This window comes from Streptomyces sp. NPDC107654 (assembly GCF_055639035.1).
On sequence record NZ_JBVKBI010000008.1, the window covers coordinates 133,034 to 154,185 of the forward strand.

Annotated in this window: 4 protein-coding genes and 1 pseudogene; 1 reads left to right on the forward strand and 4 read right to left on the reverse strand. The window is 76.7% G+C overall.

The annotated features are described in order from the left end of the window. Positions 1–15: 15 nt before the first annotated feature. The 3 genes and pseudogenes from ACZ7N4_RS16645 to ACZ7N4_RS16655 all read right to left on the reverse strand — a co-directional run. The gene (locus ACZ7N4_RS16645; protein ID WP_471358995.1) at positions 16–17,178 is read right to left on the reverse strand and encodes an SDR family NAD(P)-dependent oxidoreductase; all 17,163 of its coding nucleotides are present in this window, start codon (positions 17,176–17,178) and stop codon (positions 16–18) included. A gap of 29 nt (positions 17,179–17,207) precedes the next feature. Continuing rightward, positions 17,208–18,074 (reverse strand): methylenetetrahydrofolate reductase, encoded by an 867-nt coding sequence (locus ACZ7N4_RS16650; RefSeq protein ID WP_471359169.1) that lies wholly within the window; start codon positions 18,072–18,074, stop codon positions 17,208–17,210. Positions 18,075–18,083: 9 nt separating this feature from the next. Next, a pseudogene (locus tag ACZ7N4_RS16655) lies at positions 18,084–18,461 on the reverse strand (chorismate synthase); the annotation flags it as partial. Positions 18,462–18,854: 393 nt separating this feature from the next. Here ACZ7N4_RS16655 and ACZ7N4_RS16660 point away from each other — a divergent pair. Beyond that, the gene (locus ACZ7N4_RS16660; RefSeq protein WP_471358997.1) at positions 18,855–20,102 is read left to right on the forward strand and encodes an MFS transporter; all 1,248 of its coding nucleotides are present in this window, start codon (positions 18,855–18,857) and stop codon (positions 20,100–20,102) included. A gap of 76 nt (positions 20,103–20,178) precedes the next feature. On the opposite strand, the gene ACZ7N4_RS16665 is transcribed toward ACZ7N4_RS16660, so the two are convergent. Continuing rightward, the gene (locus ACZ7N4_RS16665; protein WP_471358999.1) at positions 20,179–21,042 is read right to left on the reverse strand and encodes a helix-turn-helix transcriptional regulator; all 864 of its coding nucleotides are present in this window, start codon (positions 21,040–21,042) and stop codon (positions 20,179–20,181) included. Positions 21,043–21,152 lie beyond the last annotated feature (110 nt).

Here is a 21,152-nt window from a genome sequence, read left to right on the forward strand (position 1 = left end):
CGGTGCCTGCTGCCGTCATGGCCGTCTGAGGTTCTTGTCGATGAAGGCCAGGAGTTCGTCGGCGGTGGTGGCGTCGGCCAGACCGCCGTCCTCCCCCACCGGGGCCGGGGAGTGCTTCGGCACCGCGTCGGCCGGGTCCGGTCCGGTCGGCCGGGAACCGGCGGTGTCCGCCAGGGAGGCCGCCAGGGAGGCCGACAGGTGACCGGCCAGACGGGCGGGTGTCGGGTGGTCGAAGACCAGCGTGGTGGACAGGTCCAGGCCGGTCAGTTCACCGAGGCGGTTGCGGAGTTCCACGGCCGTGAGGGAGTCGAAGCCCAGGTCGAGCAACCGGTCGTGGGCGTCCACGCCCGCGGGGGACGGCCTGCCGAGGACTTTGGCCACCTCGCGGCGCACCAGGGTGAGCAGCACGTCCTCGCGCTGCTCGGGGCCGGTGTCCCGCAGCCGCGCACGCCACGGCGCGGTCTCCGGAGCCGGGTCGGCGGGCGACGGGGTCCGGTTTTCGGGGGCCGGTGACGGGTCGGTGACCAGCTCCCGCAGGACCGGCGCGAGCGTTCCCTGCCGGGCCCGCTCCCGCAGGACCTCGGTGTCCAGGCGGACCGGCACGAACACCGCCGCCTCCCGGCCGAGGGCCGTGTCGAACAGGGCGAGCGCCTCCGCGGGGGCGAAGGCGGCGACGCCCGTCCTGGCCAGCCGGGCCCGGTCGGCGGCGCCGAGTCCGCCCGCCATGCCCTCCGCGCCGTCCCACCAGCCCCAGGCCAGCGCCGTACCGGGCAGGCCCTGGGCGCGGCGGAGCGAGGCGAGGGCGTCGAGGAAGGCGTTGGCGGCGGCGTAGTTGCCCTGTCCGGCGGCGCCCAGGACGCCCGCGACGGACGAGAAGAGCACGAACGCGTCCAGCCTCCGGTCCGCGGTCAGCTCGTGCAGGTGCCAGGCCGCGTCGGCCTTCGCCCGCAGGACCCGGTCCACGCGCTCGGGGGTGAGCGACTGCAGCACCCCGTCGTCCAGCACCGCCGCGCAGTGCACCACGGCGGTGAGGGGCCGGTCGGCCGGCACGGAGTCGAGGAGCCGGGCGAGGGCGCCGCGGTCGGACACGTCACAGGCGGCGACGCGCACGTCGGCGCCCGTCCCGGCCAACTCGGCGGCCAGCCGGGACGCCCCCGGCGCCGCCTCCCCGCGCCGCCCGGCCAGCAGCAGGTGCCGTACGCCGTGCGCGGAGACGAGGTGCCGGGCGACCAGCGCGCCCAGTCCCCCGGTGCCACCGGTGACCAGGACGGTACCGGCGGGGTCGAAGGCAGGGGTGGGGGCGGCACCCGTCGACTCGGCGGCCGCGGACCCGTTCGGGATGGGGGTGAGCCGGGGGGTGGTGACGGTGCCGGCGCGCAGGGCGATCTGGTGTTCGCCGGTCAGGAGGGCCGCCGGGAGTACGGCGGTCGAGGCGGGGTCCCCGTCCGTGTCCACGAGGACGACGCGGCCGGGGTGTTCGCTCTGCGCCGAGCGTCCGAGGCCCCACACCGCGGCGGTCGCCGGGTCGGGCGCCGGGTCACCGGGTACGGCGGCCACCGCGCCCCGGGTCAGCAGCACCAGGCGGGTGGCGGCCAGCCGTGGCTCCGCCGACCAGCGTCGCAGCAGGCCGACGGCCGTGTTCAGCGCGGCCCGGGCGCGTGCGGTGACGTCCTCGTCCGGGGTCCCGGTGGCAACCGGGGCGAGGAGCAGCTCCGGTGCTGCCGTACCCCCGTCGAGCGCCGCCAGCAGGGCGTCGAGGCCGACGTACCGTACGGCGCCCGGCACGGCACCCGGCCCCTCCGCCGACACGCCCCCCGGCACCGCGTCCGGACCACCGGCCGCCCCGGCACCCGGCATCCCGCCCGGACCGTCGGCCACCCCGGCACCCGGCACACCGGCCAGGCCGTCCGCCCGTACGGCGTCCAGCAGGGCCACCGGGCTCGTGCCCGTCGGGGCCGGGCCGGCGGGGACGGGGGGCCAGTGCAGTTCGAGGAGGGACGGGGGCCGTTCGGCCGGGGTGGCGGCCGGGCGCAGCAGGAGGGAGCCGATGGTGCCGGCGGGGTGTCCGGCCGCGTCCGTGAAGCGGAGCGTCAGGGTGTCGCCTCGTGCCGTGAGCCGTACCCGGAGTCGGTCCGGGCCGTCGGCGGGCGGTGCCACGTCGGTCCAGGCGAACGGCAGGCGCGGGCCGGGGGCGTCGGTGCCGCGCGGCGCGAGCAGGGCCGCTGCGTGCAGGGCCGCGTCCAGCAGGGCGGGGTGGAGGCCGAACCGTCCGGCGTCCCGTGCGGCCTTCTCCGGCAGCGCCACCTCGGCGAGGACGTCGCCGTCGTGCAGCCAGGCCGCGCGCAGTCCGCGGAACGGGCCGTCGTACTCCACCCCGGACGCGGACAGTTCGTCGTACAGGCCCTCGACCGGCACCGGTACCGAGCCGGGCGGCGGCCAGGCGCCGGCGGGCGGACGGTCCCCGGCGGGTGCGGGCCGGGTCAGCAGGGCGGTGGCGTGCCGGGTCCACGAATCCCCGGGCGCGGCGCCGGCGCGGCGGGCGTGTACCGTCAGCCGGCGCCGGCCGTCGTCGGCGGGCCCGCTCACCCGTACCCGCAGCTGGACGGCCCCGTGGGCGGGCACGGCGAGGGGCGTGTGCAGGGTCAGGTCGGCGAGGTGGCCGCAGCCGAGCCCTGCTCCGGCGTGGCGGGCGAGTTCGACGAAGGCGGCACCGGGCAGCAGGACCTCGCCGCGCACCCGGTGGCCGGCCAGCCACGGGTGCGTGCCGGTCGACAGCGCGCCGGTGAACACCAGTTCGTCGGTGTCCGGGAGCTCCACGCAGGCTCCCAGCAGCGGGTGGTCGGGGGCGTCGAGTCCGGAGTGCGCGAGGTCCGGGGCGGACGGCTCCGCCGCGGCGGGCAGCCAGAACCGCTCCGGCCGGAAGGCGTACGTCGGCAGGTCCACGCGTCGGGCGCCGGTCCCGGCGAAGTACGCCTCCCAGTCGACCGCGACCCCGCGCACGTACAGCCGGCCGAGGGCGTCGGCCAGTGTCTCCGTCTCGGACCGGTCCCGGCGCAGTGCGGGGACGGCCCGCACGGCCGGGTCCCCGGCGCCCGCGGCGAGACCGGCGAGCGAGCCGTCGGGCCCGACGTCCAGCAGGGTCCGCGCGCCGTCGCGCACCAGTCGTCGTACCGCGTCGAGGAAGCGGACGGGCCGGCGTGCCTGTTCGGTCCAGTACGCCGGTGAGGTCAGCTCCTCGGCGGTCGCCGGCTGCCCGGTCACCGTGGACACGAGGGGGATCCGCGGCGGATGGAAGGTCAGGCCCTTGGCCGCGGCGTGCAGGTCGGCGAGCATCGGCTCCATCTCGGGCGAGTGGAAGGCGTGGCTGACCCGCAGCCGGGTGACCCGGTGCCCGCGGTCGTCGAGCCGGTCCGCGACCGCGAGGACGTCCTCCGTCCGCCCGGACAGCACCACCGCGGCCGGGCCGTTGACGGCGGCGATCGCGACGTGCTCGGTGAGCAGCGGCAGGACCTCCTGTTCGGGAGCGCCCACCGCGACCATCGCCCCGCCCGGCGGCAGGGACTGCATGAGCCGGCCCCGGGCGGCCACCAGCGCGGCCGCGTCGGGCAGGCTCAGCACGCCGGCGACGTGGGCGGCGGCCAGTTCGCCGACGGAGTGCCCGGCCAGCACGTCGGGGCGGACGCCCCAGTGGTCGAGCAGCCGGAACAGGGCCACCTCGACCGCGAACAGGGCAGGCTGGGTGTACTCGGTGGTGTCGAGCAGCGCCGACTCCTCCGTGTCGTCCTCCGCGTCGACGACCTCGCGCAGCGGTCGCGCCAGGTGGCGGTCCAGCTCCGCGCAGACCGCGTCGAACGCCTCGGCGAAGACGGGGTACCGGGCGCGCAGCCGACGGCCCATGCCGAGGCGCTGGCTGCCCTGTCCCGCGAACAGGAAGGCCAGTCGGCCGCCGGCGGTACGGCCCTGCGCCGGGCCGTCCCCGCTGTCCCCGGAGCACAGCTCGTCCAGCCGGTCCAGGAGGTCCTCGCGGCCGGCGCCGACGAGTGCCGCCCGGTGCTCGAAGGCGGTGCGGCCGGTGGCCAGCGAGTAGCCGACGTCGACCGGTCGCAGGTCGGGGCGCTCGGCCAGGCGCTGCCGCAGCCGCTCGGCCTGGGCGCGCAGTCCCTCGGCGCTGCGGGCCGACAGCAGCCAGGGCACGGTCTCGCCGCCGGCCGGCAGCCCCGTGAGCCGTGGGGGCAGCGGGAGCTGCGGGCTCCGGGGGGCCTGCGGGGCCTGCGGGCGCCGGGCGGCGGCCGGTTCCGGCGGGGCCTGTTCGAGGATGACGTGGGCGTTGGTGCCGCTGATGCCGAAGGAGGAGACACCGGCCCGCCGGGGCCGGCCCGTCGCCGGCCAGGGCACGCTCTCGTCGAGCAGCCGCACCGCGCCGGAGGACCAGTCGACGTGCGGGGTCGGCTCGTCGAGGTGCAGGGTCTTCGGCAGGGCGCCGTGCCGCATCGCCATCACCGTCTTGATGACGCCGGCGACACCCGCGGCTGCCTGGGTGTGGCCGAGGTTGGACTTGACCGACCCGAGGAGCAGGGGCTGCTCCGGCGGGCGGCCCTCGCCGTAGACCGCGAGGAGCGCCTCGGCCTCGATCGGGTCGCCGAGCGAGGTGCCGGTGCCGTGCGCCTCGACGGCGTCCACGTCGGTGGCGGTCAGCCCGGCGGCGGCGAGCGCCTGGCGGATCACCCGCTCCTGGGAGGGGCCGTTGGGCGCGGTCAGCCCGTTGCTGGCGCCGTCCTGGTTGACGGCGGTGCCGCGGACCACGGCGAGCACGGGGTGGCCGTGGGCGTGGGCGTCCGACAGCCGTTCCAGGAGGAGGACACCGACGCCCTCGCCCCAGCCGGTGCCGTCGGCGGCGGCGGCGAACGGCTTGCAGCGCCCGTCGGCGGCGAGCCCGCGCTGACGGGAGAACTCGATGAAGGGCGTGGGCGTCGACATCACCGTCACGCCCCCGGCCAGCGCCAGGTCGCTCTCGCCCGAGCGCAGGGACTGCACCGCCAGGTGCAGCGCCACCAGCGAGGAGGAGCAGGCGGTGTCGACGGACACGGCGGGGCCTTCGAGGCCCAGGGTGTACGCCACCCGGCCCGACGCCACGCTGCCCGCCGTGCCGGAACCGAGGTACCCGGCGACCTCCTCGGGCACGCGGCGCGCCCAGGAGCCGTAGTCGTGGTACATCACCCCGGCGAAGACCCCGCTCCGGGTGCCGCGCAGGGCGGCCGGGTCGATGCCGGCCCGTTCGACGGCCTCCCAGCCGGCCTGGAGGAGCAGTCGCTGCTGCGGGTCCATGGCGAGGGCCTCGCGCGGGTTGATGCCGAAGAAGTCGGCGTCGAAGTCGGCGGCGCCGCGCAGGAAGGCGCCCCGGCGGGTGTAGGTCCGGCCCGGGCGGCCCGGCTCGGGGTCGTACAGCTCCGCCACGTTCCAGCCCCGGTCGTGCGGCATGTCGCCGACGGTGTCGGCTCCGGCCGCCACCAGCGCCCAGAGGGCGTCGGGGGTGGTGATGTCACCGGTGCCGGGGGTGCCGGGGTAGCGGCAGGCCATGGCGACGATCGCGATGGGCTCGTCGTCGGCGGCCCGGGTGGGCTGCCGGGCCGGGCCGGGTTCGGGGGCGTCGGAGCCGAGGAGTTCGGCCGCCAGCCACCCGGCCAGCTCGCCCGGCGTGGGCTGGTCGAACACCAGCCCGGCGGGGAGGGTGAGCCCGGTCAGCGCGGCCAGCCTGTTGCGCAGTTCGAGCCCGGTGAGGGAGTCCATCCCCAGGTCGGCGAAGGCCCGTGTGTCGTGCGTGTCGTCCATCGGGTCCAGACCGAGCACGGCGGCGGACTCCTCGCGCACCAGGCCGGCCAGGACACGCAGGCGCTCGGTGCCGGTCATCGCGCGCACCCGCTCGGCGAGCGCGCCGGCCGGGGCGGCCGTACGCCGGGAGCGGCGCGGGCGGGCGGCCTCGGCGGGGCGCGGCAGCGCGCGCAGCGGTGCCGGTACCGGGCCGGCCGCTGTCTGACCGGAGTCGCGGTCCAGGTGCACCGGTACCAGGGCGGGCTCGTCGGCGGCCAGTGCCGCGTCGAGGAGCGCGAGCCCGTCCTCGGTCGTCAGCGGCCGGACCCCGGTCCGTGCGAGGCGCCGCAGACCGGTGCCGTCGAGCGCGGCGGTCAGTTCGCTGCGCTCCTCCCACAGCCCCCAGGCCAGTGAGGTGGCGGGCAGGCCCTGGGCCCGGCGGTGGGCGGCGAGGGCGTCGAGGAAGGCGTTGGCCGCGGCGTAGTTGCCCTGCCCGGCCGAGCCGAGCACCCCGGCGGCGGAGGAGAACAGCACGAAGGCGGACAGGTCGAGGCCGCGGGTCAGCTCGTGCAGCCGCCAGGCCGCGTCGGCCTTCGGGCGCAGCACGCGGTGCAGACGCTCGGGCGTCAGCGATCCGACCGGGCCGTCGTCCAGCACACCGGCGGCGTGCACCACGGCCGTCAGCGGGTGCTCGGCCGGGAGCGCCGACCACAGCGCCGCCAGGGCGTCGCCGTCGGCCAGGTCGCACGCGGCCACGGTCACCCGGGCGCCGTGCCCGGTGAGTTCGGCCCGCAGTTCCCCGACGCCGGGGGCGTTCTCACCGCTCCGGCTGACCAGCAGCAGGTGGCGTACGCCGTGCTCGGTCACCAGGTGGCGGGCGACGAGCCGGCCCAGCAGGCCCGTGCCGCCGGTGACGAGGACGGTACCGTGCGGGTCGAACACCGGAACGGCCGGCCGCGTCGGCGCGGTGTGCCGGACCAGGCGGGGCACGTGCGGGGTGCCGTTCCGCAGGGCCAGTTGGGGCTCGTCGCCGGACGCCGCGGACACCAGGGCGCGTGCCGAGGCCTCGGTGCCGTCCACGTCGGCGAGCACGAAGCGCCCCGGGTGCTCGGTCTGCGCTGAGCGCAGCAGCCCCCAGACGGCGGCCCCGGCGGGGTCGGCCGGCTCGGCCGCGGACACCGCCACGGCCGACCGGGTCACCAGCACCAGCCGGGCGCTGCCCAGCCGGTCGTCGGCGAGCCACTCCTGGACGAGCCGGAGGACACGGGCGACCGCCTCGGCCGCCGCACCGGGGAACGCCTGGGCGAGGCCGGGGAGGGGTTCGGCGGGGGCGGGGTGCGGGGCGACACCCGGGAGGACCTCGGCGCGGGCGGCGTCCGGCGCGACCCCGCCAAGCCCCTCGGCTCCTGCGCCCTCGGGTGCCACGCCGACCAGGACGAGGTCCGGGACCGGATCGCCCGCGGCGATCGCGGTGCGCAGGGCGGTGAGGTCGGGGTAGCGGGGTGTCGGCGTGCCGGTGGCCGGGGCCGTGGGGAGGGGGGTGGCGTCCGGGGCGAGCAGTGCCGGGCGGGGTACGGCGTCCCCGTCGGGTGTGGGGGCGAGAGGGACGGCCGGCCAGTCCAGGCGGTACAGCGCCGTCGCCCCGGCGGGCCGGCCGGCCGTCGGCTCGTCGGGTACGGGGCGCAGGACGACGGAGCCGATGGCCGCCGCGGGGCGCCCCTCCTCGTCGTACGCGGTCAGCGCGGCCCGCGCCGGTCCGGTCATCGCCAGCCGTACCCGCAGGGCGGCGGGTCCGCGGGCCGTGACGGACACCTCCTGCCAGGCGAACGGCAGCACGGCCGGGGCGTCGTCGGTCTCGCCGGCCGTGAGGCCGATGGTGTGCAGGGCGGCGTCGAGCAGGGCGGGGTGCAGCCCGTAGCGGTCGGCCTCGGCCGCCTCGGTGTCGGCCAGGGCCACCTCGGCGAGGACGTCCCCGCCGTGCCGCCAGGCCCGCAACAGGCCCTGGAACGCGGGGCCGTAGCCGTAGCCGCGGCGGGTCAGCCGCTCGTAGAGGTCGCCGACGTCGACGGGGGACGCGCCGGGCGGCGGCCACGCGCCGAGGTCTGCCGTCCCGTCGCCGGGCTCCGTCGCGGTGCCGAGCACACCGTCGGCGTGCCGGGTCCAGGGCTGGTCGGCGTCCGCGTCCTCGGGCCGGGAGAAGATCCGCACGGGGCGGCGGCCCGTCTCGTCGGGGGTCCCGACGGACACCTGGAGCGCGATGCCGGCGGAGGGCGGGGCGAGGAGCGGGGCCGTCAGGCTGAGTTCGTGCAGGGTCTCGCAGCCGAGGTGGGTGCCGGCGCGCAGCGCGAGTTCGACGAAGGCGGTGCCCGGCAGCAGTACGGTTCCGGCGACCTGGTGGTCCTCCAGCCACGGCTGCGCCCGGTCGGCGAGGCGGCCGGTGAACACGTGGTCACCGGTGCCCGCCAGGTGGACGACCGAGGAGAGCAGCGGGTGGTCCAGCGGCCGGCCGGCGCCGGGTGCGGCCGGGGCGACGGGGGCGTCCAGCCAGTACCGCTTGTGCTGGAAGGGGTAGGTGGGCAGTTCCGCCGGCGGTCCGTCGGCGCGGCCGAGGACCGCCGTCCAGTCCACCTCGCCGCCCCGGGCGAAGTCCGCGGCGGCCTCCGCCACCGGCCCGGGTGCGGGCACGCCGCCCTCGGCGGCCGGCGCCACCACGCCCTGGGCGCCGGCGGCGACGTCGGTCAGGCCCGCGAGGAGGTCCTCACGGCTGCTGCCGAGGACCACGGCCCGGTACTCGAACGCCGAGCGGGTGGTGGCGAGGGCGCGGGCGACGGCGAGCGGGTCCGCTGCGCCGGGGCTGCGTGTCACGGCGTGCGTCAGCCGGGCGGCCAGGGCGCGCAGCGCGCCGGGGGTGCGTGCGGAGAGCGTCCAGGGGACGGTGTCCGGGCCGCCGGAGGGCGCGGGGGACGGGGGGTCGGCGGGCCGGGGGCCGGGCTCTTCGAGGATGACGTGGGCGTTGGTGCCGCTCATGCCGAAGGAGGACACGGCCGCCCTGCGCGGTCCGTCCGTCTTCTCCCAGGGGGTGTTCCCGGTCAGCAGGGCGACCGCGCCGGCCGACCAGTCCACGTGCGGTGTCGGCTCGTCGACGTGCAGCGTTCGCGGGAGCACGCCGTGCCGCATCGCCATCACCATCTTGATGACGCCCGCGACACCGGCGGCGGCCTGGGAGTGTCCGATGTTGGACTTCAGCGAGCCGAGCCGGACGGGCCGCGCGGGGTTGCGGCCGCGGCCGTAGGTCGCGAGGATCGCCTGCGCCTCGATGGGGTCGCCGAGCCGGGTGCCGGTGCCGTGGGCCTCGACGGCGTCCACGTCGGCGGCGGTCAGCCCGGCACCGGCGAGGGCTTGACGGATGACGCGTTCCTGGGAGGGGCCGTTGGGCGCGGTCAGGCCGTTGCTCGCGCCGTCCTGGTTGATCGCGGAGCCGCGGACCACGGCGAGCACGCGGTGCCCGTTGCGCCGGGCGTCCGACAGCCGTTCCAGGACCAGCACGCCGACGCCCTCGGCCCAGCCGGTGCCGTCGGCGGCGGCCGCGAACGCCTTGCAGCGCCCGTCCGGCGACAGTCCCCGCTGCCGGGAGAACTCCAGGAACACCCCGGGGCCGGACATGACCGTGACGCCGCCCGCCAGGGCGAGCGAGCACTCCCCCTGGCGCAGTGCCTGCGCGGCCAGATGGAGCGCGACGAGTGAGGAGGAGCAGGCCGTGTCGACGGAGACCGCGGGGCCTTCGAGTCCGAGCGTGTAGGCGACCCGGCCGGAGATCACGCTGGCGGCGCCGCCGGTGAGGGCGTAGCCGTCGGCGCCGCCGGCCGGGTCGGCCAGGCGCGGGCCGTACTCGCCGGCGGACGCGCCGACGTAGACGCCGGTGTCGGTGCCGCGCAGGGCGGCCGGGTCGATCCCGGCCCGCTCGACGGCCTCCCAGCCGGTCTCCAGCAGCAGACGCTGCTGGGGGTCCGTGGCGAGCGCCTCGCGCGGGCTGATGCCGAAGAACTCGGCGTCGAAGTCGGCGGCGTCGTACAGGAATCCACCGCTGCGGGTGTACGTCGTGCCGGGCCGGCCCGGTTCCGGGTGGAAGAGCCGGTCCGGGTCCCAGCCCCGGTCGCGCGGCATCCCGCCGATCGCGTCGCCTCCGGACGCGACGAGCTCCCACAGTTCCTCGGGCGAGGTCACCGCGCCCGGGTACCGGCAGGCCATGCCGACGATGGCGATCGGCTCGGCGGGGTCGGCCGGGCGCGGGGAACGGTCCGGGGTGGTGCCGGTTTGGCTGGTGCCGTCCTGGCCGGTGCCGTCCTCGCCGGCGAGCAGGCCGAGGACGAACCGGGTGACGGCCTGGGGGGTGGGGTGGTCGAAGACGAGGGTCGTCGGCAGCCTCAGCCCGGTGGCGGCGCCCAGCCGGTTGCGCAGGTCCACCGCCGTGAGGGAGGTCAGGCCGAGTTCGTGGAAGGTGCGCCGGTCGCGGATCCGCCGCGTGGAGTCGAAGCCGAGCACGGCGGCGACGGTCCGGCGGACGACGGCGGCCACCTCCTCCTCGCGCTCCGCCGCGCCGAGACCGGCCAACCGCCGTACCAGGTCGGCGGCGGAGGGCTGCCGGGGTGCGGCGGCCGTCCGGCGGGCCTCGGGGAGCGTGTCGAACAGGGGGCGCGGACGGGCCGCCGCGGCGGCGGGCAGGAAGGTGTCCCAGTCGACCCGTGCCACGGTGACGCAGACGTCCTCGCCCGCGAGGGCCCGGCCCAGCGCGTCCAGGCCTTCCCGGGGCCGGAGCCGTCCCAGGCCGATCCGCGCGAACTCCCGGGCCACGGCGGTGCCCTCGGCCATTCCGGGGCCGTCCCAGGCGCCCCAGGCGAGGGAGGTGGCGGGCAGGCCCTCGGCCCGCCGGCGTTCGGCGAGGGCGTCGAGGAAGGCGTTGCCGGGGGCGTATCCGCCCTGTCCGGGCAGGCCCCAGGTGGCGGCCACGGAGGAGAAGAGGACGAACGCGGTCAGGTCCCGGTCCCGGGTCAGCTCGTCCAGGTTGCGGGCCGCCGTCGCCTTGGCGCCGAGCGCCCGCCCCAGCTGGGCCGGGGTCAGCGTGTCGAGCAGGGCGTCGTCGAGCTGCCCGGCGGCGTGCACCACGGTGGTGAGGGGGAAATCCTCCGGTATCGCGGCGAGTACGGCGCCGAGGGCGTCGCGGTCGGCGGCGTCGCACGCGGCGAACGTGACGCGCGCTCCGAGCGCCTGCAGTTCGGCACGCAACTCCCCGGCGCCCGCCGCCCGTTCGCCGCTCCGGCTCACCAGCAGCAGGTGCTCGGCACCGGACGCGGCCAGCCACCGCGCGACCTGGCCGCCCAGCGCGCCCGTGCCCCCGGTGATCAGCGCGGTACCGCGGGTCCGCCAGGGCCGGCGGGCGGCGGCCCGGACCGGGGCGTGCTCCAGGCGGCGGGCCAGTACGCCGTACGGCCGTACCGCCACCTGGTCCTCGGCGCCCACGGCACCGGCGAGCACACGGCCCAGATGCTCGGCCGAGGCGTCGTCGGAGTGTTCGGGCAGGTCGAGGAGGCCGCCCCACCGCTCGGGGTGCTCCAGCGCGGCGATCCGCCCCAGTCCCCACAGCTGGGCCTGCTCGGCGTCGCGCACGGGGTCGTCGGGGCCGGTGCCGACGGCTCCCGTGGTGGCGCACCAGAGAGGGGCGGCCACCTCCAGATCTCCGAGGGCCTGGACGACGGCGAGGAGGCGGGCCGGCCCGGCCGGCACGTGCGGATGCCCGGCGGAACGCCCCGGCGCGGACGCCGGCAGCAGCAGGATCCCGGCCGCCTCGTCCGCCTCCACATGCGGCCGGAGCAGCCTCCCGACGTCCGCACGGTCGGCGCCGGGGGTGAGACGGACCTCCCGTACGTCGGCGCCGTGGGCGGTGAGGGCCCGCGCGGCCGCCTCGGCCCACGGACCGGGCGGGGTCCCATCGGGCAGCACCACGAGCCAGGTCCCGCGGACCACGGCGGCCGGAGCGGGCCCGAGCCGCCGCCAGCCGATCCGGTACCGCAGCCCGTCCACGACACCATCGGCCTGCCGCCGGCTGTACCAACGGGACAGCAGGGGGAGGGCGGCGGTCAAGGCGGTCACATCGGGGGTGGCGGGGGCAGTGGGGGCGCCGGGACCGGCGGGCGTACCGGGGTCGACGGGACCGACGGGACCGACGGGACCGACGGGACCGACGAGCGTACCGGGGCCGGCGGACGTACCGGAGCCGGTGGGCGTACCGGAGCCGGTGGGCGTACCGCCGTCGCCAAGGCCGCCGGAAGCGCCGGAGTCACCGGAGGTGCCGGGAACGTGGAGCCCGAGTTCCTCCGCGAGTGCCTGGGGGTCCCCCTGCTCCACCGCTGCCCAGAACCGTCGTTCCGCGTCCGGCGCGGCAGACGCGGGGGCGCCGGCGCGGGGGGCGGGGGTGTCGAGCCAGTGCCGTTCCTTGCGGAAGGGGTAGACGGGCAGCTCGGCCGGGCGCGCGCCGCTGCCGGCGAACAGGACGTCCCAGTCCACGCCGACGCCCTGGACGACGTCCTCCGCGGCGGACGCCACCAGCCCGGGTACGGCACCGGCGCCCTCGTCCGTCCCCCGCGCCACCACGCCCTGCGCGCCGTCGGCGACGGCGGCCAGGCCCGCGAGGAGGTCCTCGCGGCTGCTGCCCAGCACCACGGCCCGGTGCTCGAACAGCGACCGGGCCGTGGCCAGGGTGTAGGCCACGTCCACCGGACGCGGCGGGTGTTCGGCCGTCAGGTGCCGGGAGAGCCGCAACGCCAGCTCGCGCAGGGCGTCGGGGTGCTTGGCCGACAGCACGAGCGGCAGCGTCTCCAGGGGTTCCGCCGACGCCACAGCCCCCACGAGGTCCCCAGGCCCCCCGGGCCCCGTGGAGTCCCCGAGCCCCCCGGCCTCCCCCGCCGCGCTGGACTCCGGTTCCTCCTCCGGCTCCTCAAGGATCACGTGCGCGTTGGTGCCGCTGATCCCGAACGAGGACACGGCCGCCCTGCGCGGTCCGTCCGTCTTCAGCCAGGGGGTGTTCCCGGTCAGCAGCGCGACCGCGCCCGCCGACCAGTCCACGTGGGGTGACGGCTCGGCGACGTGCAGCGTTCGCGGGAGCACGCCGTGCCGCATCGCCATCACCATCTTGATGACGCCGGCCACGCCCGCGGCGGCCTGCGGGTGGCCGATGTTCGACTTGACCGAGCCGAGCAGCACGGGCCGCCCGGCCGGGCGTTCCCTGCCGTAGGTGGCGAGGACCGCCTCGGCTTCGATGGGGTCGCCGAGCCGGGTGCCGGTGCCGTGGGCCTCGACGGCGTCCACGTCGGCGGCGGTCAGCCCGGCACCGGCGAGGGCCTGACGGATGACGCGTTCCTGGGCGGGGCCGCTCGGCGCGGTCAGGCCGTTGCTCGCGCCGTCCTGGTTGATGGCGGAGCCGCGGACCACGGCGAGCACGCGGTGCCCGTTGCGCCGGGCGTCCGACAGCCGCTCCACGAGCAGGACGCCGACGCCCTCGCCCCAGCCGGTGCCGTCGGCGGCGGCCGAAAAGGCCTTGCAGCGCCCGTCCGGCGACAGCCCCCGCTGCCGGGAGAACTCCACGAACGTGCCGGGGTTCGGCATCACGGTCACCCCGCCCGCCAGGGCCAGCGAGCACTCCCCCTGACGCAGCGCCTGTACGGCCAGGTGGAGCGCGACGAGTGAGGACGAGCAGGCCGTGTCGACGGAGACCGCGGGGCCTTCGAGACCGAAGACGTAGGCCAGCCGGCCGGAGGCCACGCTCCCGGCGGTGCCGGTGAGCAGGTGCCCGTCGGTGCCGTCCCCGGCCTCGTGCAGGCGGGGTCCGTAGTCGGACGCCATGAGGCCGGTGAAGACACCGGTGCGGCTGCCGCGCAGGGCGGCGGGGTCGATCCCGGCCCGTTCGAACGCCTCCCAGGCCGTTTCGAGGAGGAGCCGCTGCTGGGGGTCGGTCGCCCGGGCCTCGCGCGGGGACATGCCGAAGAACTCGGCGTCGAACCGGTCGGCGTCGTGGAGGAATCCGCCGTGCCGGGTGTACGAGGTGCCCGGGTGCGCGGGGTCGGGGTGGTAGAGGCTGTCGAGGTCCCAGCCCCGGTTGTCCGGGAACGGCGTGATCGCGTCCCGGCCGTCGGCGACCAGCCGCCACAGGTCGTCGGGGCCCTCGACGCCGCCCGGGAAGCGGCAGGCCATGCCCACGATGGCCACGGGGTCGCCGGCGGAGGCGGGGACCGGTTCGGCGGCGGGCGCCACGGCCGGGGCGGTGCCGAGCAGTGCGGCCCGGAGGTGGGCGGCGAGGGCGTGCGGGGTGGGGTGGGCGAAGACGGCGGTGGCGGGCAGGCGCAGGCCGGTCGCGGCGCTCAGGCGGTTGCGCAGCTCGACCGCGGCGACGGAGTCGAAGCCGAGCGCCTTGAAGTCCTGCCGGGTGTCGACCGCGGCGGCGGTGTCGTGGCCCAGCACGGCGGCGGTCTCTTCCTGGACCAGTTCCAGCAGCAGGGCCTCCCGCTCCGGTTCGGTCGCAGCGGCCGGCCGCTGCGCCGGCGACCGCGGCGACGCGGCGGACGGCGTCCCGTCCGCGGACGGGGTGCCGGTCGCGCGGTCGGCGGGCGTCTCGTCCGGCAGCCAGTACGCCCGCCGCCGGAAGCCGTACGTCGGCAGGTCCACCGCCCGGGCTCCCCCGAACACCGGTGTCCAGTCCACGTCCGCCCCGGCCACGTGGGCCTGGGCGAACGAGGTCAGCAGCCGGACCGGGTCGCCCTGGCCGCGGCGGAGGGTGCCGACCGTCACCGCCGGGTCGTCCGGGGTGGTGGTCAGGTCGATGGTCTCCTGGACGCCGACGGCGAGCACGGGGTGCGGGCTGGACTCCACGAACAGCCGGTGGCCGTCGGCGAGGAGCGCGCGGACGGTCTCCTCGAAGCGGACGGTCCGGCGCAGGTTGTGGTACCAGTACTCGGCGCCCAGCCGCGTGGTGTCCTCGACGCGCTCCGCGGTCACGGTGGAGTAGAACGCGGTGCCGTCGGCGGGCCGTGGGGCGATGTCGGCGAGGGCGTCCAGGAGTTCCTCCCGTACGGCCTCGACACCCGGCGAGTGGGAGGCGTAGTCGACGTCGATGCGCCGGGCCCGTACGTCCTCGGCCTGGTACGTGGTCAGCAGCCGGTCGAGTACGGCGCTCTCGCCCGCCAGCACGGTGGAGGACGGACCGTTGACGGCGGCGACGGCGAGCCGGTCGCTCCAGGGGGCGATGCGGTCGGCGACCTCGGCGACGGGCAGCGGTACGGAGACCATGCCGCCGGTGCCGGCGAGCCGGGCGAGGGCGCGGGAGCGCAGGGCGACGATCTTCGCTGCGTCGCACAGCGTCAGCACGCCGGCCACCTGGGCGGCGGCGATCTCGCCCTGGGAGTGGCCCACGACCGCGTCGGGGGTCACTCCGTGGGCCCGCCACACCTCCGCGAGGGACACCATGACCGCCCACAGCACGGGCTGTACGACGTCGACCCGCTCCAGTGAGGGCGCGCCGGGGGTCTCCCGCAGCACCTCGGTCAGGGACCAGTCGACGAACGGGGAGAGGGCCTGTTCGCACGCGGCGATCCGCCGGGCGAAGGGTTCGCTGCCGGTGAGCAGCCGTCGTCCCATCCCGGCCCACTGGGAGCCCTGGCCGGGGAAGACGAGGACGGTCCGGCCGCGGACGGCCGGCCCGGTGGAGACGACGGCGTTCCTGGCCGACCGGCCCTCGCGTACGGCGGTGAGTCCGGCGAGGAGTTCCTCGGTGCCGGTGCCCACGACGACCGCGCGGTGCTCGAACGACGACCGGGTGGTGACCAGGGAGTGGCCCACGTCGGCCGGGGCGGGGCCGGACCGGTCCGTCAGGAAGTCGGCGAGGCGCGCGGCCTGTTCGCGCAGCGCCTCACCGGTGTGCGCCGACAGGACCCAGGGCACGGTGGCGGTCTCGCGCGGTCCGGGCGCGGGCTGCGGCGGTGCGGGCTGCTGCGGCGCCGGCTCCGGCTCCGGTGCGGGGCGGGCGGCGGGCGGGGCCTCGGCGAGCACCACGTGGCAGTTGCTGCCGCCCACGCCGAAGGAGCTGACGCCCGCCACGAGGTCGCGCCGTTCGTCCGGCCAGGGTGTCAGCTCGGTCTGGACGCGCAGGTTCAGCTCGTCCAGCGGGATGCGGGGGTTCGGGGTCTCGTGGTGGAGGGTCGGCGGGAGCTGCCGGTGCTTCAGGCTGAGGGCCACCTTGACCAGCCCGGCGATGCCCGCGGCGCCTTCCAGGTGGCCGATGTTCGTCTTGACGGATCCGACGCGCAGCGCGGGGGTGTCCGGGGTGCGGGGCCGGCCCAGGGCGGCGCCGAGCGCGGTGGCCTCGACCGGGTCGCCGACGGGTGTTCCGGTGCCGTGGAGTTCGACGTACTGGATGTCGTCGGGGCGGGTGCCGGCGCGTGCGTGGGCCTGCCGGACGACCTCTTCCTGGGCGCGGGGGTCGGGGGCGGTCAGGCTGTCGCCGCCGCCGTCGTTGTTGGTCGCGCTGCCGCGGATCACGCACACGACCTGGTCGCCGTCGGCGAGGGCCCGTCCGAGGGGTTTGAGGACGACGAGGGCGCCGCCCTCACCGCGTACGTAGCCGTTGGCGCGGGCGTCGAAGGTACGGACGCGTCCGTCCGGGGACAGGGCGCCCATCGCCTCGGAGGCGGCGGTGCTCTCCGCGGCCAGGGCCAGATTGACCCCGCCGGCCAGGGCGAGTTCGCTCTCGCCGCGGCGCAGGCTCTCGCAGGCCAGGTGCACGGCGACCAGCGAGGAGGACTGCGCCGAGTCGACCGTCAGGCTCGGTCCGCGCAGGCCCAGGCGGTAGGACAGGCGGTTGGCGATGATGCCGCGCTGGAGTCCCGTCAGCCAGTGCCGGCTGGTGGCGCCGGCGCCCTGGCGGTGCAACAGGGTCGCGTAGTCGTCCCAGATGGCGCCGACGAAGACACCGGTGCGGCTGCCGGTGAGGTGCCCGGGAACGATGCGGGCGTCCTCCAGGGCCTCCCAGCCCAGTTCGAGCATCAGCCGCTGCTGGGGGTCCATCGCCAGGGCCTCGCGCGGACCGATCCCGAAGAAGGCCGCGTCGAACCCGGTGACGGCGGACCAGTCGAGGAACCCCCCGTGCCCGGTGCCCCACCGCTCGGGGGGCGTGGGCACGACGGCGTCCACTCCCTGCGTGAGCAGACGCCAGTACGCCGCCGGGGAGGAGGCCCCGGGCAGCCGGCAGGAGATGCCGACGACCGCGATCGGGGTGTCCTCGGCACGGGACGGCGTGGCGTCCGCCGCGGGGTGTCCGCTGTCCATGGGAACGCGACCTTTCGTGTCCGGGGCGGTCAGCCGGTGAGGGGCAGGGCGGCCCGCCGCAGGGCCGGTGAGCGGTGGGGGACGAGGACCTCGTGGATGTCCAGCGCGGCGGACGACCGGTTGAGCGTGATGGAGTGCAGCCCCGGTGTGCCTTCCGCGAGCGGCCGCCGGCCGAGCGCGGTGGCGTGGTCCACGCCGATGCGGTGGGCGGCGGCCGGATCGTCCCGTGCGCCGTCCGGCGCCTCGGCGAGCGGGGCGGGAAAGGCGGCGTTGCCGAGTTCGGCGAGGTGCCGGATCTGCCGTACGCCGGTGGCGGGCATGATCGCCGGGATGATCGGGATGTCGCGGCCGGCGCCGGCCGCGCGGTCGCGCGGCCGCGGGCGGTCCTCCGCGTGGAGGAACATCTGGGTGATGGCGTAGTCGGTGTCCGACCGGCGCTCGGCGGTGAAGTGCCGGATCCCGCTCTCCCGGTCCGGCGGCCTCGGGTGGCGTTCGGGGACGGCCGCCACGCCGACGCTGAGGTTCCCCGGCCCTCTGATGAGGCGGACGAGTTCACGGGCGTGGGTGAAGCCCTCGGGGTGGGGCACCCACGGGGCTCGCGGGCCGCCCGGCGGGTCGCCCCGCAGGGCCGGCATGTCGTGCACGCCGGCGGCGGCGTGGGAGCCGATGATCTGCCGGAGTTCGGTCACCGATTGCCCCACCGCGGTGAGGTGGGCGACCGGGCGCAGGGTGGTCTCGGCGGCGATGCGGTGCGCCGGTTCCACGGTGCGCCGCCTGGCGGATGCCGCCCATAACGGCCTTTCGGCCAGGGGTGACTCGGGAGGGGGGGACTCCGACGCGTAGCGAGCCCGGCCCGGTTCCGGCAGACGCCGCAGTGTGGTTAAGGAGTCCGTCACCGACTCCTTCACGTGCGCCCGGGCCACCGTGCCCGGCGCCCCACGCGTCGCGGTCTCCCGAGCCGAGGCGTGGGTGTCGTCCAAGCCGTGCTTCCACAAGCCCGCCGGATCGGCGCGACCCGGACGCGGGCGAGTCGGCGGCGCGTCACGGGCCGGCGCCTCCGGCTCGGCGGCCATGACCTCGGTGGGTAACACCGCGTGGTTCAAGCGGGCGAGGTTGCGTACGAACGTCACCCGCGCACGGTGTCCATGCCCCGAGCGCCGCCGCGCCAGGCGGTCCGCCACCGTCTCCGTGGTGGCCGGCACGCCGACGGGAAGACCCTCCGGCGTCGCGACCAGTGCCGGACCATGTGTGTGTGCCGCGGTCGGCAAGCGCAACCTGTTCAAGGCCGCTCCTCACCGCGGCGCGTGCCTAAGCCCACTCCGCTGCCCCCGTTCATCTCAGCGATCATAGGAGCGAGTTCGAGTGACTGGCTCCCATTGAGGCGGGGATCACACGGCCTCGCAGCGCTGCCGCGGGTCGCCATCCGCTGTCCCGTGCCCGCCGCCGAGCCACTCGGTGACGTGGTTCTCCGGTCAGCTGCCCCGTGGCCACCCCATGGACGACGACATCCCCGCGCGACGTGTGAACCGGGCAGTCCAGGGCCGGAGTTGTCGTAGGCGTTACTTTCACTAACCGGACCAACGCCTGGCTGGTTGGCCCGCGCAGGGGTCGCCAGGGTGGTCGAGCCGGCAGCCGGCATCCTCCCGACCGCCCTCGCTCGAAAGGCAGTTCACCCCGTGGACACTCCACCCACCGCACCCCCCACCCCGGCACGGTTCCGCTGGGGCTCCTACGCCTCGGTGTTCATGCTGCTGTTCCTGTTCGGCACCGAGACGTTCCTGGTGTCCCCGCTGCTCCCGACGATCGCCGGCGGCCTCGGCATCTCCGAGCAGTCGGCGGCGTACAGCGTGACGGTGTACGTGCTCGTGTACGCGGTGTGCGCCCCGTTGCTCGGCCTGCTGAGCGACCGCATGGGACGCCGTCGCACGCTGCTGCTGGGCTCGGCGCTCTTCCTGCTGTCGAACGTCGCCGCCGCCCTCTCCGACGGCCTGACGCTGCTGGTGCTCTCCCGTGCCCTGGCCGGTCTCGCGGCCGCCGCGGCGGGCCCCGCGATCTGGGCGCACATCGCGGAGACCACCGAGGACACGGTGCGCGGGCGCGCCCTGGGTCTGGGCATGGCGCTCTTCTCGTGCGGCCAGGTGCTCGGTGTGCCGCTGGGCAGCTTCCTCGCGGGTGCCGCCGGCTGGCGGGCCGCGTTCTGGGCCATGGCCGCGGGCACGCTGCCGGTCGTCCCGATGCTGCTGAAGCAGATCCCGGCCAGTGCCTTCCGGGCCGCCGGCGGCCCCGGCTTCGGAGCGGTGTTCGCCGCCTGGGGTCACCCCGCGCTGCGCAAGGCGCTGCTGGTCAACACCGCGTTCAACGCCGCCAACCTGGGCGCCTACACGTTCCTGGGCGCGGTGCTCGCGGAGCGCTTCGACCTGTCCGTCTCGACGCTGGGTCTGGTCGGCATCCTCGTCGGCCTCGGCAGCGTCGTGGGCTCCACGGCGGGCGGCCGGCTGGGCGACCGGGCCCGGGCCCAGGGCCGTACGCACCTTCCCATGCTCGCCGTGTGGGGTCTGCTGCTGGCCGCCGGTGTCGCGCTCACCGCCCGGGGCCCCGGCCTGGTCCTCACCCTGGTGGGTGTCGCCCTCTGGTTCTTCGCCGGCGGCGGCTTCGTCACCGACCAGCAGACGCTGGCGGGTACGGCCGCCCCCGAGCTGCGGGCGACCTCCAGCGCCTGGCTCACCTCGACCATGTACGCCGGTACCGGTGTCGGTGCCTGGGTGATCGGCCGGTTCTCCGACCTGACCCTCGCCACCGCCGTGGTCGGCGTGGGCCTGGCCCTGGTCGCCTCGCTCGGCGGCCTGCTGCTCAGCACCCGGCTGCGGCGCGACACCGGCGGCCGGCCGCTGGTGGACGCGGTGGGAGCCCCGAAGGAGGCCTGAGCCCCCGCTCGGGCAGTGCTCCCGACCCCAAGGACAGGGCTGAGGGCGCGGTCGGCCGGTCCCCCGCGCCGCGCCTTCAGCCCGCTTTGCGTGCCGGGCCGACACAGCGCAGGGGCCGGTTCACCAGAGCCGACACCCTGGTTCCGTCGTCCTGGCTCTCCGGCGTGAACAGCAGGATCAGCGCCGCGGGGTCGTCCACCGGGCGCAGGGACGACAGAGACATGCGGATCGGTTCGCTGCCGACGGGGGTGGCGGTGACGACCCGGCTGGTCAGCTCCCCCACCGAGTGGCAGCTCCACCAGTGGCTCAGCTCGGGCACGTCCGCCGCCAGCCGGCCGTAGAGCGCGGCGATGCGCTCGTCGGAGGGGGCCCGGCCGGCCTGGGCGCGGAAGTGCTGGAAGACGCTCATGGCGAGCGGTTCCCAGTCGGTGTCCCGCAGGGCCCCGCGCAGTCGCTCGTCGACGGTGATGAACCACAGCAGGTTGCGGCGGTCGGCCGGCACGGCCGAGGGGTCCCCCCAGACGGCGGTCCAGGCCGCGTTCCAGGCGACCAGGTCGAAGTTCCGGTCGAGCAGGACGGCCGGGCTCACCGGCCAGGAGTCCAGCATGGGCTGCACCGCCCCGTTCGCCGGCCCGCGGGCCGGGCTCGCCTCCGGCTCGTAGTAGCCGGCCAGCCTCAGCACATGGCGCATCTCGGCGTCGTCGAGGCGCAGCGTCCGGCCGACGGACTCCAGAACCTGCCGTGAGGCGGTGACCCTGCCCTGCTCCAGCCAGGTGTACCAGGCGATGCTCACCCCGGAGAGGGAGGCGACCTCTTCCCTGCGCAGCCCGGGGGTCCGGCGACGGGAGGTGGGCGGGAGGCCGACCTCCTCCGGCTTGAGCAGGGCCCGGTGGGCCCGCAGGAAGGCTCCGAGTTCCTGGTGTGCGGCGGGAGTTGACATGGCGTGTGACTCCTTACGCGGGCCATGAGGGCCCGGGCCATGATAGACCGCGCGACAAGGATCCGAGCGGACCGCACCACCGGGATCCAGGCGTCGTGTTGACATTGTCA

Bases quoted from the DNA above. Each gene is read 5' to 3' on its own strand.
- ACZ7N4_RS16645 (WP_471358995.1), bottom strand. From the start codon at position 17,178: ATGGACAGCGGACACCCCGCGGCGGACGCCACGCCGTCCCGTGCCGAG.
- ACZ7N4_RS16665 (WP_471358999.1), bottom strand. From the start codon at position 21,042: ATGTCAACTCCCGCCGCACACCAGGAACTCGGAGCCTTCCTGCGGGCC.